Here is a 26931-nt window from a genome sequence, read left to right on the forward strand (position 1 = left end):
AGTATTCACCTCTTTGAAAGTGTATGCAAATGTTGTAAGGACTCGTCCAAATATTTGATATAACACTGTTTTTCGTCCTCGTCGACAACCTCCATGTTTTTCAAAAGGCGTACGAGGCGTTCATAGTTATCAATAATCAGCGAAGTGGGAACATCCCTTGAGGTAAGAACGGTATTGAGCCACGTCGTATAATCAATAAAAAAATCGACACTTTTCATCTCATAGGCTGCTTGTAAATGATCTAAATGATGAAAGTTATCTTCTTCGGTACGGTCTCTTCCGTTCTGACCGAACTTTTCCCAAAGGTATGGATAAGCTTCATAAATTTCATCTGCTACTAACTGAACTAAACGGCTCTGCTCCGACTTATTCATGTTGCCACTACCTCGTATTTAGAAACCTTCGGAACGATCCCTTGAAGTTCTTGATCGGGATACTGCTTTTCTAATTCATGGATTTTTTTGAACTGCTCACTACGAGCCCACTTGAGGTAGGCTTCTTTAGATTCCCACTCCAAGTGCACCGTCAGTTCTCCAGGCTTTCTGTCGTTCTGTAACAGTTGAAAAGAAATAAAACCATCGGCTTGATCTACTAGGCGAGATCGTTTTCTATATATATCAATTAAGTCATCCGCTTTATGGTCTGGTACCTTCACCATAGAATCTACGACGAACATGTGTAATTCCCCATTCTGATTTATTTTCATTAAATAATATTTTATCATACCTATTTCTTTTATGTATAATGTTAAGATTCTCCTCAAACCTAAATCAAAAAGGATGGGAACCCCTTGGAGAAAATAGAAACCTTGGCTAAGATTTAGGCAGCGTAAACTCATATTGCTATTCTAAACAACTGAACGTCCATTTATTTCACAACTCTCTAGACAATAAAAAGGTGCCGGCTCTATTGCCGGCACCTTTTTTTATCATCCTATTGTACAACTTCATCAAGCACATGCATTTCTTCATGATCCAGAAGATTCTTGTTGATCATATCATCCGCTTCTTTATTCATATGATCCTGTAGATCTTTCAGCTCTTCTTTATCTCCGACAAGGTAAAAACGCTCCCAGCCATAGTCTTTAGCTAGCTTATCAATCTTAGGAGCTACACTCTTGTACCAACGATAACGGTTGGCCTCGAAGCGCTCTTGAAATTGATCCCTCTTGGAGGTCTTGGCACCGCCAGATCCCATAGAAGGCTGGGCACGGTGTGGCCCTTGATGCTGCCTCCAATCTTCCGTATCCAGGTCAAGTTCAAACAACTGGGTGTCATTTAACGTTCCAAGTTCAGCATCAATCAATTTGATTTGATTTTTCTGAGTTAAGACAACACCTGTTTTAGGGAACTTTTTCTGCATCTCTTTCAATTGATTCAGAGCTGGTGTTTCTTCCCAGTAGAATTCTGTTTTCACAGGCATCTGGAAACGCTCGGCAAACCAAACCGTATCATCACCTGTTGCAAATAAAACAACACTCTTAGCGAAGTTTTGTTCATTTTCTTCTATGAATTGCTCCACTTTTTCTTTTACAGCCCAATAGTTTCTCTTTTCATCCGAATCGCCATCTTTTTGAAGATAGGATTCGAAATTATTCAACCCATTTTTTAAATGGATCTTCCATTCTCCCCCTTGTTGATCCGGGTCGGAAGGGTCGGTGTTTAAATACATCGTAAATACTTTTTGTGGTTTTTCTAAATGTACTGCCTCTAGTTTCTTTATTTCTTTATTTAAGTCCATAAAACAGCGACTCCTTTCAAGAATTGTAAATCGAATCTATACTGTATGTTTCCTGAAAAAGAAGTGCTTAAACTCATTTCCTAGAGGTCATTGCTTTTTCTCTACGATTTTTTGTTTCAGTTCTTTCAATTCAAGCGCAAATTGCTCTTTTTCCTCGTCTGTTAACGTTTGACTGCCATAACGCACTTTCTGATAAAAGACAGTGTAATCAATATCAAGCCCTATCCTATGAAACCAGTCCTCTAGTGATTCATTAGAATATCTGCCACATCCATTCCGGGCTGCAAAATGTTCAAATGCACGAAACTGTTTTCTCACCCATCCTTCTGTCCGGGACCTATGAAAAGAAAAAGAAGAGGAGGATCTCTTTTTTTCTTCTTCACTATATGCGTAATACTGATACTTGAGAGGATCAGATGCGGTTTCCACATCCATGGTCGCTCTTTTTCTCAAAAAGAAAATAGTGACCATGGCTAAAAGAAGAGCAACGACTATCAGGACGACGGTTCCTGATTCAATCGCTTCTGCTACTTTTCGAGTGGTTTCCTGATTGCTATCATTCATTCGTTGAAGCTCTTCTTGCCTTTCTTGAGATGAAAACTTCATTTCCGGCAAAGAACCTTCCTCCATGGACTCGATTTTAGAAACATCAAGACCTATTTTGGCGAGGAGTGTCAAAATTCCGTTGATTCCTATTAAAAAGGCGTACGAAACCCCACCCCAGAGTTTCCCCATCAATGAACGTAGAAATGGAAAAAGAAGCAACATGATGGAAGTTCCCGTGATCAAAGAGAAGAAGATGACAAAGAGACTTTTCCACCCTCCTTTCCTCTCCCTTTTGTCTACATTATAATAATGGGAAAAAGCATAGCCGCCCCACGTTACTACATACAAGGAAACCAGTGCGTAGACCAGGTCCCAGGACTGGAAGAAGAAGATCATAATAAATGTCAAAATCGATGTGGACAAAATTAATGATCGTTCATGATTCAAATCAGGATCCCTTTCATGACGGTAATATCTCCATCCAAGAAATGATCCGACGAAGAGTCCCAGCAATAAACTCGCGCCTACAAAATAGGCAATCGCTATGATTCCCGCAAAATTAAATAAATAGGGGATCAAGCCTGGTAACCACCTTCTTATTAGAAAGAAGAGAACGATACTCACGATCGCGTATGTACTAAACAGAACGTAGGAAAGGGACATGGACGTCCACTGAATCAAAGGGAAAAGAAGCACGAAGAAAAGCATCGCTTCCCCTAAGATCTGATAAACAAAAATGATATTCTTTTTACCTTCTACCATATTTAAGCACCCCCTCTTTGTAAGGCGGGGCGTAAATAGGCAGATGAACCGTCCATCTGCACCTGAAGCACAACCGTGCCTCTCGACTGCAAATCTTTTAACTGATTTATGATTCCATTAGGAATATCCCCTACTATAAGAACAACTTTACTGCTTAAGCCGCGCGATCCGAACCAGTGGAACAGTTGATCCATGGGAAGCAGCCGCTGTTCTTTATCAATCCGTGCCAACATCTCTAGTGATTGCCTTAAATGAACGCTTCCTTCCCCTTTTTCTTGATAGAAATAAGGGTGCCTTTGAGGTTTGCGCATGTTAATGATCATCTCATATGGATAGCCCCGCTCTGTAGCCGTATAGCATAAATAGCATGCGTAGGATAATAATGACTCGAGGCGAGGAGACAGGTGTTCATTTCCCAGTCTCGTTTGTTCCACTACGTTGACGATGATCGTCCAACTCCCATCCACCTGACGCTCCAATACTTTCGTCTTCAAAGATTGAGATTTCGCACTCGCTTTCCAGTGAATTTTATGAAAGGCGTCTCCCTGTTCATAATTACGCGTCCCCACAGGTGTTAAAACATCTTCATAGGGTGAAAAATTCGCGCGTTGTTCCCCGATGGACGGATAAATATATTCTTTGAGACCTCGCACGGGTTCCGGAGTTGGATAAACAATGAACTCTGTTTGATACGGTTTTTTATACCACATTTTTATAGGAGTGAAATTCAGTAAATGTGGAAAACGGAATGACAAATTCCTTGCTTTTGTTACCCCACGCATTTCAGCTTTCACCGGGATATGTACTACCGACTCCCCACGACTCATTAATGAATAGGGGATTTTGTAAGAATAGGAATGGTTTAATTCATTCATCATTTCTTTTCGGCTGCTTATCATTTTTCCCGTTTCAAATGAGAACGTTCCATTTAACATAGGCACCCTTGAATAATTGTTCACATGGATCTCCCACTCTGCTTCATCTCCTGGAAACAAACGAACGGAACGTTTAGCATTGTGCAGCTCAAAATCCGAACCACTATAATAATCGAAAACCTTACTTCCTAGTATAAAAATGATGAGCAGGCCTGTAGGGAAATAAAAAATTGGCTGGTTGATCACGAACCCGACCAATCCGGTGAGAATCACCGCAGATAAAACACCATCATAAAACCTTCTTCCCAACCCAAGTTGTTTTTCCCAATGGTTCACTGTACCGAACCTGTCTCAACGGGAACAGGAATTTCCTGGATCACTTCCTGGATCACCTGGCTTTTTGTTTTCCGTATGGCGCCCTCCATAGAAAGCACAATACGGTGCTCTAAGACATAAGGAGCTAGGAATTTCACATCTTCTGGGCGGACAAAATCATTTCCCAATAGTAACGCCCGCGCCTGACTCGCTCTCATAAAAGCAAGGGCTCCCCTCGTACTGACTCCTAACTCGATATCTTCATATTCGCGTGTCAATCGAACGAGGTCTAAAAGATAATTCATCGTATCTTCGGCCAAAGCGATATTTTTTGATTGGGCCCGTATATCCAAAATTTCCCCTAAGGAAATTTGGGGTGTCAGCGTCTCAAAGGGTTCATTCTTTTGATATGTTCTTAAAATATTCTTTTCTTCCTGTTCCGTTGGGTATCCCATGTCAATCTTGAACAAGAACCGGTCCAATTGGGCTTCAGGAAGAGGAAACGTCCCATGGTTTCCTTCCACAGGGTTTTGAGTTGCAATGACAAATAGTGGGGGAGCAATCTTCAATGTTTCACCATCGACCGTCGTTTGCTTTTCCTCCATGACCTCAAGCAGACTGGACTGCGTCTTCGGAGTCGCCCGGTTGATTTCATCTGCAAGGAGGACATTCGTCATGACCGGACCCTCGCGCAACTCGAATTCTTGGGTTTTAGGATTGAAGAATTGAATGCCTGTGACATCACTTGGAAGGACATCAGGAGTGAATTGAACCCTCGAGAAATGACCATCCATCACTTTAGCGAAACTCTTCGCTAGTTTCGTCTTTCCAGAGCCAGGCACACTTTCCAGAAGCGTGTGGCCATCTGCAATGATGGAAATAAACAACAACTCCACAACCTCGTCTTTGCCGAGGATCACGCGACCGATGGTTTCTTTCGCTTTTCTTATTTTCTCTATACTCATTATGTATAAGCTCCTTTGTACTAAAACTTCAGTTACCCATTATACCAAATGATGTTAGATAATTCTTTCAATTTCAGATGCATCCCTTTTCCATCGAAATTCCCAACATAAATGTTTAAAGGTAACATTTCAAAACTTCCTTCATATAACAGAATGTCAATTCGACTGAGTTGCCGACCGCCCCCACGCACGAGTCCCGAAATTGAATGATTTTTTATGTTTGTACAAGCAAAAAAAAAGACCCACTCTTCTCAGAGCGGGCCTTGGTGTATTATTCTTTTGTCCATTCATCGATAAGGTCTTGATGCTCATCAATCCACTTTTGAGCACCTTCTTGAGCATCGCCAGCTTCATTAATGCTAGCCATGAGGCTGCCAAGCTCATCATCGTTCAACATGAAGTTGTCAAACCACTTGACCACTTGAGGCTGATCCTTTTCTAAACCTTTGCGCGCAGCGTAAGAAATGTTTTCGGAATCGCCATAAACGTTTTTAGGATCTTCTAAGAACTTTAGATCCATTTCAGAAAATACCCAGTGCGGCTTCCATAGAGTCGCAACAATAGGTTCTTCACTTTCCATGGAACTCTTCAATTCTGTGATCATTGTTGGCTCAGAAGATGCTGCAAGTGTATAATCCAGTCCATATTCACTGATGACTTTCTCAGTGAGAGACATGATACTTGCCCCGGCATCAATCCCTACAATCTGCTTGTCAGGAAAGGCATCCGATCCTTTTAGATCTTCGATTGAATTAATATCTTCCATATAACTTGGTACGGCCAGTCCTAATTTTGTTCCTTCATACCAAGTTTCGCGCCAGTCGATATCTTCTTTATACTTTTCATAAAACGCTTTGTCCGTGTTCGGAAGCCAGATCTCCATACCGATATCTAAATCCCCACTGGATAAAGCCTCATATAGAAAACCTTTTTCTACTTGTTCCAGCTCTACTGTGTAGCCCTTCTCTTCAAGAACAAGCTTCCACATATTCGATACAGCAACGTTCTCCGCCCAGTTGTTCATACCAATTTTGACGGTTCCTTTTTCTTCTGAAGTTTCAGCATTTTCTCCTTCGTTATCGTTGCCATTGGATGTATCTTCCCCTGACTCGCCGCCACAAGCAGCTAAAGTTAAGAGAATACCCAGCAATACAGCTGGCAACCATTTGCGCCATTGTTTCATAACAGATGACCTCCTCTAAGTATTCTTTCATTTCCTATGTGATTCATCATTTAAACACAATTTGAAATTATACCATATAGTAATTTAAGTTCAAACAATTAAAACTGTACAGAATGTATTTTTGTATGATTATTCCACACCAGGTCATCCATATTATGGATGACCTGGTGTGGGTATATTTACCAATTATTGTTTTTTGTGAGCGCGGCGATCTGCGGCTTCTGCTCTTTGTTGAGCGATTTTATCTTCACGATCCGCTAATTCTTCAGAGAACTCTACATCAATGTTCTTCTGATTTTTAGGAGTTTGAGGTAACTTACGTTTCTGTTTCCCTTTGTTCTTACGGTGTTCGTCTCTACCCATGTTCTTCCCCTCCTTTTTAGTTGGAACAATGATAGTATTTTTCGAATCACCAAAAATATTCTTCAGATAAATCTTCAAAATCCTATTTCGGTTTAATCATCACATTTATGGGGGTTCACACACTTTTTACATAAAAAGAACCCAAAGTCCCCACATTTGTTAAGGAATCGTAAATCATGAATCATTGGTTGGAATCTCACTTTTTTTGGAAACTCTTACAAAATCTCTTTCAACCGCTTCCAATGCCTCTATAATCAGTCGAATGGTTCTTACGACTTATGGTAACGATTCCACATTTCCTTTATTGCCACTTTTTCACTCTCGGTATACAGTTGATTTGCGCAACCGGTTGACGCAAAAAATTCTATCGAGGTGAAAAATTAAATGCACAAACCATCCAAAAAAATCTCCCGCTTAGTTGCTACTACGGCTATTGCGGCTACGGTACTCGCAGCACAAGCACCGAACGTACTAGCGGTAACACAACCCCATCCTGATCAAGAGCTGAACCAGGAGGCTGTAAAAAAACAACTTCAAGTAGAAGGTGTGGAACAGCTTGAAAATGGAGTGAAGCTCGATTTATCCTCTGATCAAAACGCTTTTATTCGCCTTTTCTCTGAAGATATGGCGAAAGTTTCAATTTTAAAAGAAGGTGAAGAAGAGTATTTCTCTGAAGCCATCAGCAAAAAAGAGTGGGACACTCCATCTTTTGATGTTTCTGAAGAGAAAGGCGAAATCACCCTCACTACTGACGAAATCACCATCAAAATTAAAAAAGAACCTTTCGGCATTAAATTCCTGGACAAAGAAGGAAATGTGATCAACGAAGATTACATGCAAAATGGTTCTGGATATGATGGAGAAAAGCCTTACGTTTATAAAAAGACCACAGAAGATGAAGCCTTTTACGGATTCGGTGAACAATCCGGTCTTGAAGTGAACCAACGTGGGAAAAGCATCGGAATGTTCAACACAGATGCATATGCATATGAAACAGACACGAAATACTTATACACATCCATTCCATTCTTCATCGGTCTGAAAGATGAAAAAGCATACGGAATGTTTTTCGATAACACGAACCGTTCTTATTTTGAAATGGCGAGTGAAAGTGACGATTATTATTACTTCTACGCAGATGACGGTACGTTGAACTATTACTTCATGTACGGTCCTGAAATTGAAGATGTACTTGATCGTTACACAGAATTGACAGGTAAGATGGACAAGCCTGCCAAGTGGACGCTTGGTTTGCACCAGTCCAAATGGGAATACTCAGCTGATGATATCGAACGTGTAGCGGAAACGTATCGTGAAAAAGAGATTCCAGTAGACACCATGCACTTTGATATCGACTATATGGATGAATACCGTGTCTTCACTTGGTCTGATAAGTTCGGTGACGATGCGCTTCATCAAAAACTAGATGACATGAACTTCAAAAAAATCACAATCAACGATCCAGCCGTCAAAAAAGATCCTGGCTACTTCATGTACGATGAAGGTACAGCCAACGACTATTGGGCAAAGAACCCTGATGGATCTAACTTTGTAGGTGAAGTTTGGCCTGGAGATTCCATGTTCCCTGACTTTTCAAAGGAAGAGGTACGTGACTGGTGGGCAAGTAAGCATGACATCCTTTTCGACAAAGGAATCGATGGCGTATGGAATGATATGAACGAGCCTGCTGTGTTTGATGGTCCATACCACACCATGCCACTGGATGTGACATTCGGTGAAGGAGAAAACAAACGAACGCACGAGGAATACCATAACCTTTATGGACATGATGAAGCGGAAGCTACATATGATGCTTTTGAAATGTATAAGCCGAATGAGCGTCCGTTCGTTTTGACACGTGATATGTACGCGGGTTCTCAACGTTACGCAGCTCTTTGGACAGGTGATAATGTAAGTGAATGGGATCACTTAGAGATGTCTCTTCCAATGAACATGAACGTCGGCCTTTCCGGTGTACCATTCGTAGGAAATGATATTGGTGGTTTCGCTGGACGCCCGGATGCAGAAATGTTCGCACGCTGGATCGAAGTCGGCGCCTTCCTTCCATTTTCTCGTATTCACTATGATAGTGATAAGAAAGCAGAAGGCAAGAAACAAGCACAAGAACCTTGGGCTTTCGGTCAAGAGGTTGAGGACATCAGTAAGAAATACATCGAGATGCGCTACAAACTGATGCCTTATCTTTATAATGCATTCATAGACGCTGCCGAACAAGGGACTCCTGTTCAACAACCGCTTGTTTATCAATTCCAAGATGACGAAAATACTTACAATGTAAGTGATCAATTCATGTTTGGAAAAGCAATGATGCTTGCACCAATTGTTGAACCAGGACAAACCGAACGTGATGTTTACTTGCCTGAAGGAGAAACGTGGATTGATTATTGGACGGGTGAAGAGTTTGACGGAGGTCAGACCATCACGACAGAAGCACAACTTGATCACCTTCCGATTTACGTCAAAAAGGATTCTATGATCCCTACTCGTGAAGTACAGCAATATACAGGTGAAAAGCCACTGGAAAACCTTGTTCTAGACACCTACTTGGATGAGAAAGCCACTTATTCCTTCTATGAAGATGATGGGGCAACATTAGATTACAAGGATGGCGAGTACAATGTGACGGACCTGGAAGTAAAACGGAAAGGGAAGCACATTGAATTCAAGAAAAAAGAGAAAGCTACAGGCTACGATACTGACTTAGAATCTTACACGCTGAAGCTTAATGGCGAAGAAGCACCTAAACGTGTACGTGCTGCAAAAGCGAAGTACAAGGAAGTCAGCTCTGTAGAGGAAGTGAAATCGACGCAAGAGTCCTTCTTCTATGACAAGGAAGAACAAGCTCTGTATGTGAATGTTCCAGCTGATGAAAAGCATAAAGTGAAGATTTTCTTCAATGGTAAAAAGAAGTAAGCAGGCAAGCCTGAATGACCATCTAATCCTATCCTTATCGTAAGATGATTACACATTTTAAAGAAATTCCCATCTAACATATTCATTAAATCAACATGGCTAGCAGATGATCTGCTAGCCATTTGTTATAAGGCTGATCTACTTATGAGAACAAAAATACTGATGATACTATTCTTTCTAGTGGTCGTTCTACTCTTTGTCTTTCAATCGTTTGATTCTAGAGATGAGAGCACGGAAATCGAACACCTTTCAAAAGACCAAGCAAAGTATCAACCAGGCAATGAAGTACACTTCAATGCTCAATTAAACCATAACTCTTCCACTGCTTTTATTGTGAACTATTACTACAAAGGAACAAAGATTGATCAAATGAAGGTCACACCGGAAGAGTCGGTTATGGAGTGGAAATGGAAACCTCCTGAAACCGACCATCAAGGCTATTTAGTCGAAGTCCTCTCAAGTTCTACAGACAAAGAAAGGGAAACTATTGCCGTGGACGTCTCTTCTTCCTGGACGGCTTTTCCTAGATATGGGTTTCTATCTCATTTTTCCGGTATCGAATATGATCAACAACAAAAAGTAATGGACACCTTAGCTCGTTTTCATATCAATGCCATCCAATTTTACGACTGGCACGATGAGCATCACCAACCACTTAAATTTGAGAATGAAAAGCCATTGGATAGGTGGGCCAACATAGCCAGCGAACCCGTAGAATTTAAAACAGTAGAAGAGTATATTGATTTAGCTCATCATCATGGCATGCAGGCGATGGCATACAATCTTTTATACGGAACCCTATCAGGAGCGGAGCACGATGGTGTTCGTCCGGAGTGGTATGTGTATAAAGACAAGAGCACAACCGCAGTAGATCGCCACGCCCTTCCTGACAATTGGAAAAGCGATATCTTCTTAACCGACCCTGGAAATCCAGCATGGCAGAACTATATTTTTGAAAAACAACAGACTGTGTATGATGCTCTCTCTTTTGATGGATGGCATATTGATCAATTAGGGGACCGCGGGGATGTTTTCAAGCATTCAGGAGACCCTTTGTGGATGAAGCAAAGTTATCAATATTTCCTGGAAGCTGTGAGAGAAAGGTTTCCCGATTATTCTTTCATTATGAATGCAGTCAATCAATATGGCCAAGAGGAAATTTCCAATGCCGGTGCTCCATTTTTGTACACGGAAGTATGGGACCCCATCACAACCTACGAACAGTTAAAAAACATCATAATTGAGAATAAACAAAAGTGGAATAAAAACACCGTATTGGCTGCATACATGAATTATGACCGCGCCGATCAAGAAGGCGCATTTAACCTTCCTGGCATTTTGCTTACAGACGCACTAATTTTTGCTCATGGTGGTGCCCATATCGAACTCGGAGAACATATGCTGTCCAAAGAGTATTTTCCAAACGATCACTTGATGATGACAAAAGATTTAAAAGAGCGGCTCCTTCATTACTATGACTTCATGGTTGGGTATCAAAACCTTTTACGAGGACATGAACTTTCTCCGGATGAGTTAGCGATTTCTTCAAATACAGTGAATGTCTCCCTTCAACCAGAAAAGGGATCGGTCTATGCATTCAGCAAAAAAACAAAGGACAAAAAGATTGTTCACGTGCTTAATTTTACAGATGTAGAGCATATGAATTGGCGTGATCCGAACGATACACAAAAAAAGCCCGAAGAAAAAAAAGATATCTCTATGCAAGTAGATGAAACGCGCCAAGTGGACAAAGTTTGGATGGCGTCCCCTGATTCGAAGAAAGGGGTTCCTGTACCTGTTGAATTTGACCAAACCGATGGGCGACTCTCCTTCACCCTTCCTCACTTGGAATACTGGAACATGATTGCCATTGAATACAAAGGAAAATAAACAAAAACCCCACCGCGTCCGGTGGGGTTTTTGTGTTATTGCTGGATGGCTTCTTGTTTATACGTTTGTCGACCACGTGTAATGGAGAAATAGGCGGTGGCCAGTGCGACAAGCACAAAGAATCCTCCAACTGTAGCGTTATGAATAACGGAACTCTGCTCAATGACAATTCCACCGATGGAAGAACCAAAAGCAATACCGAAATGTAACGCAGAGTTATTCAAGCTTTGCTGAATATCTGACGTTTCAGGTGCCGAAGAAATCAGATAATTTTGTTGTGCAGGCGTTACTGCCCAGCTCAATGCACTCCAAATCACCATCACCATTAAGAATAATGGTAGGGAGAACGTGACATGCGGAATTGTGAAAATAGCGACCGCAAAGACTAGGATTATGCCTAGGATGCTTCTCTCAGATCCAAATTTGTCTGATAAGAAACCTCCGACTCCTCCACCCATAACGGCAGCGACACCGAAGATGAAGTAAACAATGCTCACCCAAGTCCCGTTCATCCCCATTTCCGATTTAAGGAACGGAGTCAGATAAGCATACAGGGCAAGGTGCCCGGTCAAAAACAAGAACGAGGTCAGCTGTGCAGAAAAAATCTTTTTATCTTTCAACGTCCGTAGTTGCTCTTTAACAGAAATAACAGGTTTCGGAGCAATATTACCTAACGAAATCCATACAGCCACAAAAGAGAGCAGAGTCATTACACTAATCAGTAGAAACGGTGCTCTCCATCCAAAGCTATTGCCAATGGTGAGCCCAATGGGTACTCCTAGAACAAGGGAACCACTAATGCCCATAAAGATGGTACCAATTGCTCTCCCTCTATACTCTTTAGTAACAATGGCAGAAGCAATCGTCACAGCGAGCACGACAAGCAATGATCCACTCGCTGCTGTTAATACTCTTGCCAGCATGATTGTAGAATAATTCGGACTCAAGTAGGCGAGCATGTTTCCAAGAAAGAAAATAACCAACGTGACAAGCATCAATTTTTTCCGGTCAAACCGAGCGGTTGCCGTAAGTAAAATCGGTGAGGCCACCCCAAATACCAAAGAAAAAATAGTGATCAATAGACCAGCTTGACCAAGGGTAATACCAAGATCATCGGCAACAAGGTCTAAAATTCCACCGATAATCAATTCAACGGTTCCAACGACAAAGGCAACAAGTGCTAACAAATAAACTTTTTTATTCATAATTTCATGACCCTCTCTATTAGGTTACCACTACAATGGTAACCATACAGAAAGGATAAAACAAGAGGAAATGTTTACGTTTTTCATTCCTCCATGTATTCTAAATCTAAAGCATCAATAAAATGATTCCATTACACTAAAGCTCCCGATTGTGGAAGACTCAGTTTCGAGATGTTCCCGGGGTTCGTTGCCTGGTTGAGCGTTAGGGGTGGCTGGGAAGCCACTCGCTTTCCTGTGGGGGAGCGCCGAGCTTCCTCGGACTGCGTCCTGCGGGATCTCGCCTATCTCCTTCTCCCACGGGAGTCTCGCAGCTTCCCAAACACCCCATTCCATGTAAGGGAGAAACGAACCCCTATACCAAGTTGGCCTGTCTCTCCATTATCCCACCGATAGAAGTATGAAGCGCTCTGTATCAAGCCTTTACGTACTCTGGAGCGGTTTATACGATCCGCTTCTTCAATCATAAATACCGATTATTGCGGAAGTGGTTTCGAGAATCTTCCATGACAAAGGGGCGGAGGGGAATGGCGAGACTCCTGCGGGAACAGAGTGCTTGGTGAGACCCCGGAAGGCGTTAGCCTGAGGAGGCTCACCGCGCTCCCGCGGAAAGCGAGTCATTCCCCGCAGCCCCACCCACTCAACAAGAGTCTCGAAACTGAGTCTTCCACAATCCTGCCATTATTGAAGAAGGTTATTCTACAACTCATCTAAAATCTGTTCACAAAAAGTGAGGTACATGATGTTACAGAAATTCGGATTTACTCAATATGAAAGCCAAGTTTTTGAAGTCCTTACAGCAAGCGAAGAACCGATGGATGCTACATCCATCGTCAAGTACTCCCAAGTCCCAAAATCGAAGATCTATGAAGTCCTTCAGCGCTTAGTTGAAAAAGGGTTGATTCTCACTTCTTTTCAAGAAAGAAAAAAACTTTACACGGCCCTTTCACTGGAAACGACCATTGATAAGCTGACAGATGAATTTCAAGCCAATATCGACGAAATAAGAAATACGACTTTTAAACTTCATGATTCGGATGAACGGGTTTGGACCATCCAAAATAATTCTTCCATCAATGCTTTGTTAAGAGAGCGAATTCAAAACGCGAGGAAAGAAATACTGGTGACCGGGTGGAGTGATGAATTAGCCCCTCTTCTTCCTCTTCTGGAAGAAAAAAAGAAAGAAGGCCTCGAAGTAGAGCTTCTTTCTGTTGGTGAACTGGACCCAGGGAAGCTGCATGCCCATGTCCTTTTACCGGACGAAAAACATGAAGCCCTTGAAAGGCACAAGCTCATGATCATTGACCACGAGGAAATTTTATTTGCAGGTGTGGAGGGCGATACGTTCCAAGGCATTCATACCTTATCCAAACCATTAGTGAAATTCTTTACTGAATTCTTCTATCATGATGTGGCATTGACTGAAATTACGAAGAAATACGAGGAAATACTCATGGCCGATGAAGAGATTAAGGAAATTCTTATGAAGCTAAGATACTGATGTTATAACGATAAAAAAGGCGCCCTTGTTGGACGCCTTTTTCTATACCTTTTCTACCACATAAGCTTTCTTTTCACGGAAATACTTTTCTCCATCCTCAGAGGAATGTTCAAAAAACCCTTCAAATGCATCGACGACTTTATACTCTCTTTCAGGTTCTGTGAAAAGTTGTGAATCATTGTTAGAAAGAACAAGTACATCTGTCGTGGATACAAAACTGTCTAACTCTTTTGCCTTGTAATTTTTACCGACTTCTACATCACTCAAACGATGTTGTGTCATGTCACATTCCACCTTTCTAATTCAGGGTTTTCCCAGAAAAATGGATAATCAAACAACAGAACCGTCTAAATCGGCAACAACCTTTTACGATACAAACGGATGATAAACTCTATAAAAAATCGCGGGAATTTTTTCGGGACATAGCGGCGCTGATAAAAGGTTTCATAGGCTTTTTTCAAGTCACGCCAATGCGGACAATCAAACTCCTGCGTGAAGCGAACCACATCAATCACTTTCACTTCTCCATCTGTAGTGAGCAGAATGTTCTTCAGGTGGGTATCAGAAGGATTAAATCCTAAACGACAGGCAAATTCAAGCGCCTCATCTACACGCTGGACCATCTCTTCCGTAATCGCTACCCCATTGACGAGACAGTCATAAAAAGTGATGCCTTCCACGTACTGCATCGTCAAATAGCCCTCTCCTTGTTCATAAAAAGCTGGAAAGAACTCATGGTTGTTCAGTTTTTCGTACACTTCCCCTTCAATATGTGCCAAGTCCTCATAACCTGGATAAAAAATCTTGATCGCAAGGGCAGTTCCCTTCAAACGGTAGACCACGGCACTTCTTCCCTGGCCAATCCACTGAAACTCTTGGGGAACAACGATAGCACGGTCCCCGTCAAACTGTACTTTTCCAACCAAATCTTTGATATTCCCCATAAAGATTCTCCTCTATGAAAAAGCCATTTTATATATATCATTATACCAAAATTATCAGAAAAAGAAGCGCATTTTTGTTTGACATTGATAATCATTATCAACTATTATTGTTTTATCACCTTGAAAGGAGAATGGCTATGGAGAATACCTTAACCGTTCTACAAACGTTCACATATGAAAAAGGCAATCAAGAATGTACGTGCCATGAAATCATTGAATTTACCCAAGGCGATCATCTTCACATCCTTGAAGATCCCTTTTATGTAGATCATGCCGGCTGGTATATCGCTGTTAGAAAAAATGATACGGATCCTTTTTATATGTCCATTCCTTTTATCGACGAAAAGTACGAAGATCGTTCACTCTATACAGAAATGGATTTAGAATTAGCAATTCTTGTCCATCAACACCAGATCGATCAGTCCCTTATATATAAGAATAAATCCGAATTCCTTTACCATAAAAAAGAACTGGATCAATTGATGATGATACACCCGAAACACATGTTAGCTAATAAAGAATAAGCTTTTTTAAAGAAGTTACGAATGTGTTAAAAAAGAGGCGCTGGTATGCGCCTCTTACTTTTGATCTTGTTCCATCTGCTGTTGTGCTCTGAGAATCAATTCTTTTACCATTCGGCCACCAATTTGCCCACCGATTTTACCGGCATCCCTCGTAGACAAATCACCATTGTTTCCTTTTTTTAAAGGGATCCCTTGTTCCTTTGCCACTTCATATTTCGTTTGATCGGGAGAGGAAGACTGGAGGAGGTCCGCTTTCATTTGATCAAGTCCTGCCCTCGCTTCTGGAACAAGCAGTTTATTTCTTCGGGCCATCTTCAGTCACGCTTCTTTCCTTTTTTGATAGCCTCACCTTTATGACTGATCAACTGACCGTTTTCATCCACTTCATCAATCTTGGCATCGTACGTACCCTCTGTCAGTGTGTCGGATACTTGCTCCTGTGTTATAGATAAGCCCTGGGAACTGAAGTCATCCATGTTTTGATTTTGATTACGGTTGGGTTTGTTTTGCTTTTGCTTCATACCTAACTCCTCCTTTGCGCTTAGCTTTTGCATGTTTGAACAACCCATTCGTTGTAAGCTTTTGCCTATAGAAAACATGGATAAAAACCGAGCATTCATCCAAAATAAGCGTTAGGAGGTGTGCTTATGAGTAAGAAAAGCAATGCATTCAAACGAAATGCCGGCAACACAGTAAACCCACAAGGACTTTCTGAAGATGTCGCAGATCAGCAGCCTCGCTCTCAGTTGGAACAAAAAGCAAAAAAAGCGAATGCTAAACGATAAAAAGCTGACATTTACTTGTCAGCTTTTTTTGATAAGAACGGTTGGATGGTTTCTAACGCTTTATTGTCATCATAAAGTTGGTAAATGGTTTGCGAGAGCCGTACAGGATCTCCGAAAAAGAATCGTTCATAGAGCGTTTGTCTGGAACCGAAACTGCTCATGGTCAAGTCCCAGGCTAATCGAAAAAGCGAGACTCGATCTTCTCCTTTTACTTCCACCCCTTGCAAGAAGTGATCCAGCTGTTTTCCGACTTCCCCTTCAAAATCAGCCTTTTGTGGAATCGACATCATCCCACTCGCCCCAAGAATCTGTAAGATTTCAGCAAACCTCGGATAGGATTCCTGAAACTGATTCACAGCCACATATAAGGGTTGTCTGGCAGGAACCATTATACCTGAAGCATCGACTGCCGCTTCATGTTCGGATTTGATGATCAAAGCCTTCATGACTTCCAACCCTTTGACTATTTCCACCACTTTACTTTGTACATGTTGATAGTCACCAATTTGTATCGTATCCACAATCCCCTGGGCAATTCCTAAGAGAAAATCCGTTTTAATGATTTGTCGTGAAACGATTTGATGTAACGTAAAAGGAACAAATTTTCCTTGCACATACAAACGAGTAGCAGCACGGATATTATCGTGTATGAAGACACGCTCCCACGGAACGAGAACATCATCAAAAATGACGAGAGTGTCTACCTCATCAAAACGTGAAGATAAAGGATAATCATAAGACACTCCCTCATTGGCGAAAGATTCCCTACATATAAATTTTAACCCTTCGGTGTTGCTCGGAATCGAGAAACAGTAGGCATGAGCATTATCCTGAGCACCAGGAGCGGAAAAGACAATAATCTCATCCGTTATCCCTCCTTGTGTGGCAAGAAGTTTTGCCCCTTTAATAATCAAACCTTGCTCGGTACGGTCCATGATTCGAGCATTGGTGACATCCTCTTCTAAAAAGGCTAATTTTGAACGGTTGCTTTGTGGATTTACGAAGGTATGTGTGAACGACAAATCATTCTCCCGCGCATATTCATAAAATTGCAGAAGCCGGTCCGGATAACAATTTGCTTCCCCGTCTAATACATCAATAGATGCAGCAAAGGCGGCGATTACAGTGTTCATGTAATCCGGGCTTCTCCCCATCACCCCGCCTGAATGAAGAGCCCACTGCTGAATCATTTTCCTCCTTCTTTCCAAATCCCCTTTCGTTTTTGGAATTAAGTAAGAAAGCCCTAACCTGTTCCCTGTCGTTTCCGAGGAAAAAGTCATATTGTCTTGATCATCACACTGAAGACCGTAGAGTTCTGCCTGGCTGCGGATGATCCCTTTGAAGGCAGGATGCTCGGAAATGTCCCCCGTCACTTTATTTCCGGCCACCCACACTTCCGCATTTATCGCGTTGATCCGTTTTTTATATTCTTCTCCTGAAATCACCGGCATGATATCACTCCTGATTTTCACAATCACTGAAAATAACTGATATCATACGATATTAAATTAGCGGAGAATTGTGATTTATGGTCAAGAAAAAGAAACGCCTGGAGGTTCACACTCCCGACGTTTCCCACTCACTTATATGCTCCGATTAAGAAGAAGGGCTGACAGTTTCAGAGTTGAATTGTTCGGTTTCTGTAGACCCTTTCAATGCCGTCGTGGAAGATGTTCCACCTGAGATCACTTGAGCGACTTCATCAAAATATCCTGTTCCAACCTCACGTTGGTGTCGTGTCGCTGAATACCCGTGGATTTCACTCGCAAATTCCGCCTGCTGAAGTTCAGAATAGGCTTCCATACCACGATCTTTATATTGTCGAGCAAGTTCGAACATGCCGTGGTTCAACGCATGGAATCCTGCCAAGGTAACGAATTGGAACTTGTATCCCATTTTCCCGAGCTCACGCTGGAAATTTGCAATCGTCTCATCATCCAGCTTCTTCTTCCAGTTGAATGAAGGAGAGCAGTTGTAAGCTAATAGCTTTCCAGGGTATTGTTCATGGATGGCTTCTGCAAAACGACGGGCTTCGTCCAAGTTAGGCTCCGATGTTTCACACCAAACAAGATCGGCATATGGCGCATAAGCCAAACCACGGGCAATCGCCTGATCCAACCCAGACCTTGTTTTGAAGAAACCCTCAGCTGTTCTCTCTCCAGTAATGAATGGCGCATCATATGGGTCCACATCACTTGTGATCAAATCTGCTGCATTCGCATCGGTTCTTGCGATGATGATGGTCGGAGTTCCCATGACATCCGCAGCAAACCTTGCGGAAATCAGGTTACGAACCGCCGTCTGTGTCGGCAAAAGGACTTTTCCTCCTAGGTGACCACATTTTTTCTCTGAAGACAGCTGGTCTTCAAAGTGAACGGCTGCTGCACCCGCTTCAATCATTCCTTTCATCAACTCAAACACATTCAGCTGTCCACCAAATCCAGCTTCGGCGTCTGCGACAATAGGCGCAAACCAGTCAATGTCCTCTTTGCCTTCCATATGATGAATTTGATCTGCTCGTTGCAAGGCTTGATTGATCCGTTTCACCACTTGGGGTACGCTATTAGCCGGATACAAGCTTTGATCAGGATACATATGCCCTGAGAGGTTAGCATCAGCGGCCACTTGCCATCCACTCAAATAGATGGCTTTCAACCCTGCTTTCACCTGCTGCATCGCTTGGTTGCCCGTCAAAGCACCCAGCGCGTGGACATAATCTTCTTCGTTCATCAACTTCCAAAGCTTTTCGGCACCTTTTTCCGCTAACGTATGCTGAATATCCATGGATCCTCTTAGCCGAATGACTTCTTCGGCTTCATATGGTCTCTGCACCCCGCTCCATCGACTCTCATCCTGCCACTGGTGATGCAACTTTTCTACACGCTCATTCATTATGAAATCCCCCTTAAGATAAATGGTTATAAGCTTCTAAAGTTAAAAACTCAGCAAAATCATCGTCACGTATCAATTGATCAAACAATTGAGCGGCTTCCTTATAGGAACCCTTATCAAAAGCATTATCTCCTACTTCCCAGCGAATCGCTTCCATCTCTTCTTCTTTCAACGAAGCGTAAAGCTCCATCGTAATTGCCCGGCCGTCTTCTAATTTCCCTTTCGGATGTCTGATCCATTGCCAAACTTGAGCTCTCGAGATTTCCGCAGTTGCCGCATCCTCCATTAAATGGTGAATCGGTGCCGCCCCTCTTCCATCGAGCCATGACGCCATATATTGAATGCCTACATTTATATTCGTTCTTAACCCCTGCTCTGTAATGGATCCTTCAGGTACTTCAAGCAATTGTTCCGCACGATAGGACTCGGACGCTTGATTTTTTTGTATCTGATTATCATCGGGCATATGTTTGTCAAAAATCTCCATCGCTGTCTCTACCATGGCCGGGTGGGCGACCCATGTCCCGTCGTGCCCATCATTGACTTCCCGCTCCTTATCCGCACGTACTTTTTCAAAAGCAGCGTCGTTTTTCTCTTGATCATTTTTCACTGGTATTTGGGCGGCCATACCACCCATGGCATGAGCGTTACGCTTGTGACAGGTTTGAATGGTTAACCGTGAGTAGGTTCTCATAAATGGAACCGTCATCGTCACATCCGCACGGTCTGGCAGTAAAAAGCTTTCATCATGACGGAACTTTTTCAAGTAGCTGAAAATATAATCCCAACGTCCACAGTTCAATCCAGCGGAATGTTTTCTTAATTCATAAAGGATTTCATCCATCTCAAAGGCGGCTAAAATCGTTTCAATTAAGACGGTCGCTTTCACCGTTCCTTGTGGGATGTTCATATAATCTTGAGCAAAGACGAACACATCGTTCCACAGCTTCGCCTCTCGATGGTTTTCAAGCTTCGGTAAGTAAAAATACGGGCCAGAACCATTTTCTATAAGTTTTTTAGCATTATGGAAAAAATAGAGGCCAAAGTCCACAAGACTCCCTGAAAGCCGTTCCTGATTGTAAGTCATGTGCTTTTCTTCTAAATGCCATCCACGTGGGCGTACTTTGAGTACAGCCGTCTCTTCGTTTAACTCATAGACCTTCCCGTTTGGATTCTCAAAACGAATGTTCCGCCTCACAGCATCTCTCAAATTGATCTGGCCATGTATGGTATTCTGCCAGGTTGGAGAGTTGGCATCCTCAAAATCAGCCATGAATACCTTCGCTCCTGAATTCAGCCCATTAATGACCATCTTCCGATCCACAGGCCCTGTAATTTCTACCCGACGATCTTTAAGATCGTCAGGTATGGGAGATATCGTCCACTCAGCATTCCTGATGTGCTCCGTCTCTTTCAGAAAATCCGGCCGTTCACCTTGATCCATTTTCTTTTGGGTCTTTATTCGATCTGCAAGTAACTGCTTTCTCTCTTCATTAAATTTCTCATGCAATTGAATGATGAAGGATAATGCTTCGTCTGATAAAATCTCTGCAAATCCCTCGTGCATCGTTCCATGAATTTGTATTCCAGACAATTTGATTTCCATTGCATCGCCACCTCTGTTGTATACTAATAGAAAATATTTAAATCTGATATATAACAGTTACACCAAAAAATTATTCATCTTTTTTGGAAAGGCAACGATCACATTCCATCATGTAATTGTAAGTATGACCTTCGATTTTTGAACCACACTGCGGACAAGGGACATTTTGTTGTTTTTTCATTTTAGCTCCTCCTTTGTTATAACAGAAATTATTTTGTTTATCTGTTATGGTACAGTTTACTGTGGGGAACCGGAAATTGCAACCGTTTTCTGAAAGTTTTTTAAATTTGGGCAGATGTTGGAAACAAAAAAGGCGCTGTCAAAGGGTTCAGCGCCTTTTTCATATTTTATAAACTGACTAAAATTATCTTCCCTACAAAAACCATACTGTTTTAATACAGGTAAAGCCTTCGTCATTTTTTCTTGTAAAGCAATTCGATAAACTTCTCCAGCGATGGAGATAACCACTTCTTTTGATGATGAACGATTTGGATATATAACGCTAATTCTTCATGGTCGAAATCTAAAGCACATAAGCTTCCCTTCTCAAGCTCATTGGCTACTGCAATTTCCGGAAGCATCGCTATACCCAGTTCGTCAATCACACATTGTTTGATGGCTTCAAGACTTGTAAAAGAAATCACAGAGCGGGGTTCGACGGCACGTTTCTTTAAAAGCCTTTCCAACATATTTCTATAAGAACAACCTTTTTCTGTCAGAATGAGGGTTTCGTCCTCTATCCGCCGCAAATGAACCCGTTTCTTACGAACAAGCGGGTGTTCCTTAGCAGCTACCATGACCATTCTTTCTTTTCGTAAAAGTAAAGTTTTCAAGAGAGGATGCTTTACTTCTTCATCAAGAACAACAGCCAGATCATAATGACTTTCTAACACCCCATCTTTAAGATTTGGACAGAGTCCGGATTCCAACTGAATACGCAAGTCCGGGTTTTGTTCTTTAAAAGCTTTCAATGACTTGGATATGAAATAAGCGGCCAAGGATTCAACAGCTCCGATCCTCACCGTTCCTCGCATCTGAACACTGTCTGAAAGCTTACTTTCTGCTTCTTCCATTAAATCGATGACCTGATCGACATAATATAAAAGCTGTTCGCCAGACTGGGTTAAACGCATCGTCTGTCCAGCACGCTCAAAAAGTCTCACCCCGTAGTAATCTTCGAGCTTTTTTATTTGGGTCGTCACACTGGACTGAGCATAACCGAGTTCTTCCCCCGTACGTGTATAGCTCCCCCACTTGGCCACTTCTTTAAATGTGTATAAATAGGATATGTCCATACGTACACCTCTATCATTATTTACAATAGTTATTATCAATAAGTATAGATAACAATGATGATATGTTCAATGATATACTTCTTTTAGAAGTGAAGGAGGCTGGATGTAATGAAGATATTAACTATATTGGGGAGTTCAAGAGATAACGGGAATTCTGAATACCTCGTCAACCAAGCGCTCGAAGGAATAGAACATACACAGTTACGTCTCAGTGAATATAAAATTAACCCAATCACCGATATGCGGCACACAGAAGAAGGCTTCTCACCTGTCGATGACGATTATGAATCAGTGCTGACTGATTTTTTAGCTCATGATCTCATTATTTTTGTCACTCCTATTTACTGGTTTGGAATGACTTCCCACATGAAGTTGTTCTTCGACCGTTGGTCCCAATATATGCGTGATGATCGATTTGACTTCAAAATGCAGGTTCACGGGAAGAAAGCCTATGTGGTTACAACAGGCGGGAGCAATCCATATGTCACAGGGCTGCCGTTAATTCAGCAGTTCGGCCATATTTTCGATTTTGTAGGGATGTCGTTCGAAGATTATGTGATAGGGAATGCCGTCAAACCTGGAGAAATTAAGGAAGATTTACTTGCCTTAGATAAAATGAAAGCATGGAACCATACCTTTAAGAAATAAACGAACGAATGTTCTTGTTTTATTCCTTTTACCACCTTATAATAATGATGATTAAATAAAATTCCAAAAGGAGTGTTTCACGGCTATGAAGCATCAAGCAACCCCTTATTTCACTTTTAACGGGAACGCAAGAGAAGCGATGGACTATTACAAGCAAGTCTTCCATGGGGAAATTCTCAATCTCCAAACCTTCGGGGAAGCAGATTTTGAAACACCGAAGGAAATGGATGAGAGAGTCATGCACGCACAGTTCAGAAAAGATGCCTTATTCTTTATGGTCTCCGATTCATTCACGGAACAGAGTGTTCAGACTGGTAACAATATTGCCCTCGTATTAGAATGTGAAAGTGCTGATGAAATTCAAACGTATTACGACCGGTTAAAAGATGGCGGAAATGTAGTAATGGAACTTCAAGATACTTTTTGGGGTGCTACGTATGCGAAAGTGAAAGACCCTTACGGAATAACTTGGGATTTAAACTACACAAAAGAACAATGAATAAAGCGGCTCACTCCTGAGCCGCTTCTCTTAATCCAAATGGATGGTACAATTAAAACGATCACAAAACCATTGGTCCTCTCTAAGATGAACTTCTGATAAAGAAGTGTTTTTCATATGTTCATCTCTAACATTTTTACCATCCAATGCCCTTAATAAATGACTGATTAAAGCACCATGACTTACCACAATGACCTTCTTCCCTGGGTGTTTTTTTAAAACATCATCCATAAATGACATTCCCCTAGAAACAACACACTCACGGGTTTCAATGCCCAAGTCCAAAGACCGCCAGTCCTCTCCCCACTTTTCGATTCTCTCCGGTTCTGTCGTCCCTTCGATCTGACCCCCACTCGCCTCTTCTATTCTAGAATCAAATTGGATGGCCAATCCTACCTTTTCACTAATAAATTCCGCAGTCTTCTCTGCTCTCTTAAGTGGGCTTGAATAAAGAACATCCCATGTTTCCTTATGTAAGCGTTCAGCTAATTTCCGAGCATCAGCTTTTCCTTCTTCGTCCAACAGAATATCAGAGCTTCCCTGCGCTCTTTTTTCTTTATTCCATGGTGTACTTCCATGTCTAATCCATGCAACCTTCGTCATATCTAATCAACCTCCCTCTTTCCTTTTCTACAACAAGATGACCATATCCTTTAAACGTAACTTCTTTATATATCCTTATTACACATAATGACAGGATTCTTGAAGACTCAGTTTCGAGACTTTTGTTGAGTGGATGGGGGCTGCGGGGAATAACTCGCTTTCCGCGGGAGCGCGTTGAGCCTCCTCGGACTCCGTCCTGTGGGGTCTCACCTAGCACTCTCTTCCCGCAGGAGTCTCGCCATTCCCCTCCGCCCCTTTGCCATGTAAGTGTCTCGAAACGCTGCTGGTCTACTCAAGCAATATGGATAACATCATACCCTCTACAGTAGCCATTGAAAGATCGAAAGCCTGATATTGAGCCCCTTATCCCTACTTCTGAGTATGGTGTAAACACCCCTCATCTTGGTATAGGGGTTCGTTTCTGTCCCAAATGGAATGGGGTGGTTGGGAAGCTGCGAGACCCCCGTGGGAGAAGGAGATAGGCGAGATCCCGCAGGACGTAGTCCGAGGAAGTTCGGCGCTCCCCCACAGGTAAGCGAGTACCTTCCCAGCCACCCCTGACGCTCAAAAAAAGCAAACGAACCCCGGTTATCTCGAAACTGAGTCTTCCAAAATCGGGAGCTTTAGTGGAAGATTGTTGGGGATAAATAGAAAAGCCCGGATCGGAGTCCGGGCTTTTCATGGAGCATATCCTATTATTATTCAAGATCCAAATCTGTAACGGCACCTTTGGAAGAGGAAGAAACAAGTCTGGCATACTTCGCCAGCACACCTCTGTTATGCTTAGGTTCTGGACGTTTCCACTCGCGTTTTCTGCGCTCATATTCTTCATCGTCAACTTCAAAGTTAATTTGCTGCGTATCACTATCGATAGTAATCGTATCCCCTTCTTGAAGAAGCCCGATTGGACCTCCGACCACTGCTTCAGGAGCGACGTGACCGATCACGAAACCGTGGGATCCCCCTGAGAAACGACCATCCGTAAGCAACGCAACCTTTCCACCAAGCCCTTTCCCTACGATCATGGCTGTAATAGAAAGCATTTCCGGCATGCCAGGTCCTCCTTTTGGACCTACGTTTCGTACGACGAGGACATCTCCTTCTTTGATTTCATCGTTGACGATTGCTTCCGTCGCTTCATCTTCACTGTTGTACACACGTGCAGGTCCTTCAAAACGGCTGATTTTCTGCCCGGACATTTTAGCTACAGCCCCTTCTGGAGCCAGATTTCCTTTCAGAACAACAAGTGGTCCTTTTTCTTTGATCGGCTTGTCGAAAGGAACAATGACCTTTTGGCCTTCTTTGAGAGAAGGAACTTCTGCCAAGTTTTCAGCAATCGTTTTTCCGGTAACGGTAAGGCAGTCCCCGTGCAATAAACCTTCCTCAAGAAGCAATTTCATAACAGCCGGTACGCCGCCACTTTCATACAAGTCCTGCATCACATATTTTCCACTCGGCTTCATATCTGCAATATGAGGGACTTCCTGTCTGATGCGCTCAAAGTCATCCAGTGTCAAATCCACTCCTGCAGAATGGGCCATAGCAAGGAGGTGAAGGAACGCATTTGTGGAACCACCGAGGGCCATAACGACGGTGATGGCATTTTCAAATGCTTCTTTGGTCATAATGTCGCGAGGGTAAATCTCTTTCTCAAGCAGCTCGATGACAAGCTCGCCCGCTTGTTTACATTCCGTTTCCTTATAATCGTTAACCGCTGGTGTAGAGGAAGATCCAGGAATACTCATCCCTAAAGCTTCTACTGCAGAAGCCATCGTATTCGCTGTATACATTCCGCCACAGGCACCCGCTCCTGGACACGCATGACATTCAACTCTATGCAGCTGTTCATCGTCAATTTGTCCTTCATGGTACTTTCCTACAGCTTCAAACGACGACACAATGTCAATATCCTCTCCATCAAGCTTTCCTGGCTGAATCGTTCCTCCATATACATACACAGAAGGAATGTTCAGACGCCCAATGGATATTAAACAACCTGGTGTCGTTTTGTCGCATCCACCGATGGCAACCAGACCATCCAACCTTTCAGCATTTGTGACCGTTTCGATGGAATCCGCAATCACTTCACGACTTGGAAGGGAATAAAACATGCCCTCGTGTCCCATCGCGATCCCGTCAGCCACTGTAATCGTATTGAAAATCATTGGTGCTCCGCCATTTTCACCGGCTCCACTTTTCGCTTCTTGTGCAAGTTTATCGATATGTACATTACAAGGAGTCACTTCACTCCATGTACTCGCAATTCCAATCATCGGTTTTTTGAAATCTTCGTCTGTAAATCCAACAGCTCTCAACATCGAGCGGTTCGGGACTCGATTGACGCCTTCACTGATGTCTTTACTTCTTATTCTTAGATCTTTTTTCTTTTTCTCCATCCCTAACACTCCTTATAAAAAATGGTCGAATCATTGCGTAAATGAATGAACTTACCATGATAATACTAACAAGTAAGGAGCATAGCAATGATTTTTCTGAATATAATAAACATTCCCTATAATTAAAACGCTTACATTAAGAGAAAAAAATGAAAAAAAGGCCTGCTGATAAAGCAGACCTTGTTCTATAGGGGGAATCTTACACATTTGCAGGTTCAAATGTTTTACAATCCGTTTCTTCACTGTGACTTGCTTTTTTACCTTTATGGCTGACAACGAAAATCTCATCCGCTCCGCAGGAAATTCCGTCATTGTTATGGACACAGTTTCGGACTTCACATTTTACATCCAGCGCCATCCTCTAACACCTCCCTATAGCCGTTATTTTCTGCTAATAGGACTTTCAATATACGTGTCAGTCCTGCCCATAAAAGCCTGAAGTAAAATCCTACACAATGACCAC

The 26931-nt window shown here is 42.3% G+C and carries 28 protein-coding genes; 7 read left to right on the plus strand and 21 right to left on the minus strand.

Going from position 1 to position 26931, the window contains the following annotated elements:
* Positions 1 to 5 precede the first annotated feature (5 nt).
* From GLV98_RS06120 to GLV98_RS06155, 8 genes are all read right to left on the minus strand, one after another.
* Entirely contained in the window at positions 6 to 374 is a 369-nt protein-coding gene (locus tag GLV98_RS06120; protein ID WP_160913152.1) for a hypothetical protein, read from the minus strand.
* Positions 371 to 676: an antibiotic biosynthesis monooxygenase family protein gene (locus GLV98_RS06125; RefSeq protein ID WP_160911640.1), complete on the minus strand. Its 306-nt coding sequence runs from the start codon at positions 674 to 676 to the stop codon at positions 371 to 373. Before GLV98_RS06125 ends, GLV98_RS06120 begins: the two co-directional genes overlap by 4 nt.
* A gap of 257 nt (positions 677 to 933) precedes the next feature.
* Positions 934 to 1740: a VLRF1 family aeRF1-type release factor gene (locus GLV98_RS06130; protein WP_160913155.1), complete on the minus strand. Its 807-nt coding sequence runs from the start codon at positions 1738 to 1740 to the stop codon at positions 934 to 936.
* Between the two features lie 87 nt (positions 1741 to 1827).
* Positions 1828 to 3048, minus strand: a complete 1221-nt coding sequence (locus GLV98_RS06135) for a hypothetical protein (RefSeq protein WP_160913157.1) — start codon at positions 3046 to 3048, stop codon at positions 1828 to 1830.
* 2 nt (positions 3049 to 3050) lie between these two features.
* Positions 3051 to 4259 (minus strand): DUF58 domain-containing protein, encoded by a 1209-nt coding sequence (locus tag GLV98_RS20335; RefSeq protein ID WP_160913159.1) that lies wholly within the window; start codon positions 4257 to 4259, stop codon positions 3051 to 3053.
* Positions 4256 to 5203 carry an AAA family ATPase gene (locus tag GLV98_RS06145; RefSeq protein WP_202409944.1) on the minus strand — a complete coding sequence of 316 codons (948 nt, stop codon included), beginning with the start codon at positions 5201 to 5203 and terminating at the stop codon, positions 4256 to 4258. The genes GLV98_RS20335 and GLV98_RS06145 overlap by 4 nt, the downstream gene beginning before the upstream one ends.
* Positions 5204 to 5474: 271 nt before the next feature.
* Positions 5475 to 6386, minus strand: coding sequence for a glycine betaine ABC transporter substrate-binding protein (locus tag GLV98_RS06150; RefSeq protein ID WP_160913161.1), 912 nt, complete (start codon positions 6384 to 6386; stop codon positions 5475 to 5477).
* A gap of 186 nt (positions 6387 to 6572) precedes the next feature.
* Positions 6573 to 6749, minus strand: a complete 177-nt coding sequence (locus GLV98_RS06155) for a YfhD family protein (RefSeq protein ID WP_089654190.1) — start codon at positions 6747 to 6749, stop codon at positions 6573 to 6575.
* 384 nt (positions 6750 to 7133) lie between these two features.
* Between GLV98_RS06155 and GLV98_RS06160 the strand changes: the two genes are divergently transcribed.
* Positions 7134 to 9683: a glycoside hydrolase family 31 protein gene (locus GLV98_RS06160; protein ID WP_160913163.1), complete on the plus strand. Its 2550-nt coding sequence runs from the start codon at positions 7134 to 7136 to the stop codon at positions 9681 to 9683.
* Positions 9684 to 9827: 144 nt separating this feature from the next.
* Complete coding sequence (locus GLV98_RS06165) at positions 9828 to 11573, plus strand: glycoside hydrolase family 66 protein (RefSeq protein WP_160913165.1); 1746 nt, start codon at positions 9828 to 9830, stop codon at positions 11571 to 11573.
* A 35-nt stretch (positions 11574 to 11608) separates the two neighbouring features.
* Here the strand turns inward: GLV98_RS06165 and GLV98_RS06170 are convergent, their stop codons facing one another.
* Entirely contained in the window at positions 11609 to 12778 is a 1170-nt protein-coding gene (locus GLV98_RS06170) for an MFS transporter (protein WP_160913167.1), read from the minus strand.
* A gap of 739 nt (positions 12779 to 13517) precedes the next feature.
* Between GLV98_RS06170 and GLV98_RS06175 the strand changes: the two genes are divergently transcribed.
* Positions 13518 to 14276: a TrmB family transcriptional regulator gene (locus GLV98_RS06175; RefSeq protein WP_160913169.1), complete on the plus strand. Its 759-nt coding sequence runs from the start codon at positions 13518 to 13520 to the stop codon at positions 14274 to 14276.
* A gap of 42 nt (positions 14277 to 14318) precedes the next feature.
* Here the strand turns inward: GLV98_RS06175 and GLV98_RS06180 are convergent, their stop codons facing one another.
* Both GLV98_RS06180 and GLV98_RS06185 read right to left on the minus strand, forming a co-directional pair.
* A complete protein-coding gene (locus GLV98_RS06180) occupies positions 14319 to 14558 on the minus strand; it encodes a hypothetical protein (protein ID WP_089651410.1) in 240 nt (79 codons plus the stop codon).
* A 65-nt stretch (positions 14559 to 14623) separates the two neighbouring features.
* Positions 14624 to 15220 (minus strand): serine/threonine protein kinase, encoded by a 597-nt coding sequence (locus GLV98_RS06185; protein ID WP_160913172.1) that lies wholly within the window; start codon positions 15218 to 15220, stop codon positions 14624 to 14626.
* A gap of 137 nt (positions 15221 to 15357) precedes the next feature.
* On the opposite strand from GLV98_RS06185, the gene GLV98_RS06190 reads away from it, so the two are divergent.
* Positions 15358 to 15744, plus strand: coding sequence for a hypothetical protein (locus GLV98_RS06190; protein WP_160913174.1), 387 nt, complete (start codon positions 15358 to 15360; stop codon positions 15742 to 15744).
* A 54-nt stretch (positions 15745 to 15798) separates the two neighbouring features.
* On the opposite strand, the gene GLV98_RS06195 is transcribed toward GLV98_RS06190, so the two are convergent.
* Entirely contained in the window at positions 15799 to 16056 is a 258-nt protein-coding gene (locus tag GLV98_RS06195) for an alpha/beta-type small acid-soluble spore protein (RefSeq protein ID WP_160913176.1), read from the minus strand.
* Positions 16057 to 16058: 2 nt separating this feature from the next.
* A complete protein-coding gene (locus GLV98_RS06200) occupies positions 16059 to 16265 on the minus strand; it encodes a YozQ family protein (protein WP_160913178.1) in 207 nt (68 codons plus the stop codon).
* A gap of 126 nt (positions 16266 to 16391) precedes the next feature.
* On the opposite strand from GLV98_RS06200, the gene GLV98_RS19960 reads away from it, so the two are divergent.
* Positions 16392 to 16529: a hypothetical protein gene (locus GLV98_RS19960; RefSeq protein WP_167356006.1), complete on the plus strand. Its 138-nt coding sequence runs from the start codon at positions 16392 to 16394 to the stop codon at positions 16527 to 16529.
* Between the two features lie 11 nt (positions 16530 to 16540).
* Here GLV98_RS19960 and hpaB read toward each other — a convergent pair whose 3' ends face one another.
* The 5 genes from hpaB to GLV98_RS06225 form a co-directional block, all read right to left on the minus strand.
* Positions 16541 to 17980, minus strand: coding sequence for a 4-hydroxyphenylacetate 3-monooxygenase, oxygenase component (gene hpaB / locus GLV98_RS06205; protein WP_160913180.1), 1440 nt, complete (start codon positions 17978 to 17980; stop codon positions 16541 to 16543).
* Positions 17981 to 18125: 145 nt separating this feature from the next.
* On the minus strand, positions 18126 to 19421 hold the full coding sequence (aceA, locus tag GLV98_RS06210; protein ID WP_202409945.1) for an isocitrate lyase: 1296 nt from the start codon (positions 19419 to 19421) through the stop codon (positions 18126 to 18128).
* A gap of 13 nt (positions 19422 to 19434) precedes the next feature.
* Positions 19435 to 21027: a malate synthase A gene (gene aceB, locus GLV98_RS06215; RefSeq protein WP_160913182.1), complete on the minus strand. Its 1593-nt coding sequence runs from the start codon at positions 21025 to 21027 to the stop codon at positions 19435 to 19437.
* A gap of 70 nt (positions 21028 to 21097) precedes the next feature.
* Complete coding sequence (locus GLV98_RS06220) at positions 21098 to 21208, minus strand: YhfH family protein (protein WP_115822687.1); 111 nt, start codon at positions 21206 to 21208, stop codon at positions 21098 to 21100.
* 232 nt (positions 21209 to 21440) lie between these two features.
* On the minus strand, positions 21441 to 22322 hold the full coding sequence (locus GLV98_RS06225; RefSeq protein ID WP_160913184.1) for a LysR family transcriptional regulator: 882 nt from the start codon (positions 22320 to 22322) through the stop codon (positions 21441 to 21443).
* Positions 22323 to 22430: 108 nt separating this feature from the next.
* On the opposite strand from GLV98_RS06225, the gene GLV98_RS06230 reads away from it, so the two are divergent.
* Together GLV98_RS06230 and GLV98_RS06235 are read left to right on the plus strand one after the other, a co-directional pair.
* The gene (locus tag GLV98_RS06230; protein ID WP_160913186.1) at positions 22431 to 22970 is read left to right on the plus strand and encodes a flavodoxin family protein; all 540 of its coding nucleotides are present in this window, start codon (positions 22431 to 22433) and stop codon (positions 22968 to 22970) included.
* An 85-nt stretch (positions 22971 to 23055) separates the two neighbouring features.
* Complete coding sequence (locus GLV98_RS06235; RefSeq protein WP_160913188.1) at positions 23056 to 23469, plus strand: VOC family protein; 414 nt, start codon at positions 23056 to 23058, stop codon at positions 23467 to 23469.
* A 30-nt stretch (positions 23470 to 23499) separates the two neighbouring features.
* On the opposite strand, the gene GLV98_RS06240 is transcribed toward GLV98_RS06235, so the two are convergent.
* From GLV98_RS06240 to GLV98_RS06250, 3 genes are all read right to left on the minus strand, one after another.
* On the minus strand, positions 23500 to 24072 hold the full coding sequence (locus GLV98_RS06240) for a histidine phosphatase family protein (RefSeq protein ID WP_160913190.1): 573 nt from the start codon (positions 24070 to 24072) through the stop codon (positions 23500 to 23502).
* A 698-nt stretch (positions 24073 to 24770) separates the two neighbouring features.
* Positions 24771 to 26468 carry a dihydroxy-acid dehydratase gene (gene ilvD, locus GLV98_RS06245; protein ID WP_160913192.1) on the minus strand — a complete coding sequence of 566 codons (1698 nt, stop codon included), beginning with the start codon at positions 26466 to 26468 and terminating at the stop codon, positions 24771 to 24773.
* A 199-nt stretch (positions 26469 to 26667) separates the two neighbouring features.
* Entirely contained in the window at positions 26668 to 26826 is a 159-nt protein-coding gene (locus GLV98_RS06250; protein ID WP_089651397.1) for a DUF1540 domain-containing protein, read from the minus strand.
* Positions 26827 to 26931 lie beyond the last annotated feature (105 nt).

It is taken from the genome of Halobacillus litoralis, from assembly GCF_009856415.1.
GTDB lineage: Bacteria > Bacillota > Bacilli > Bacillales > Halobacillaceae > Halobacillus > Halobacillus litoralis_C.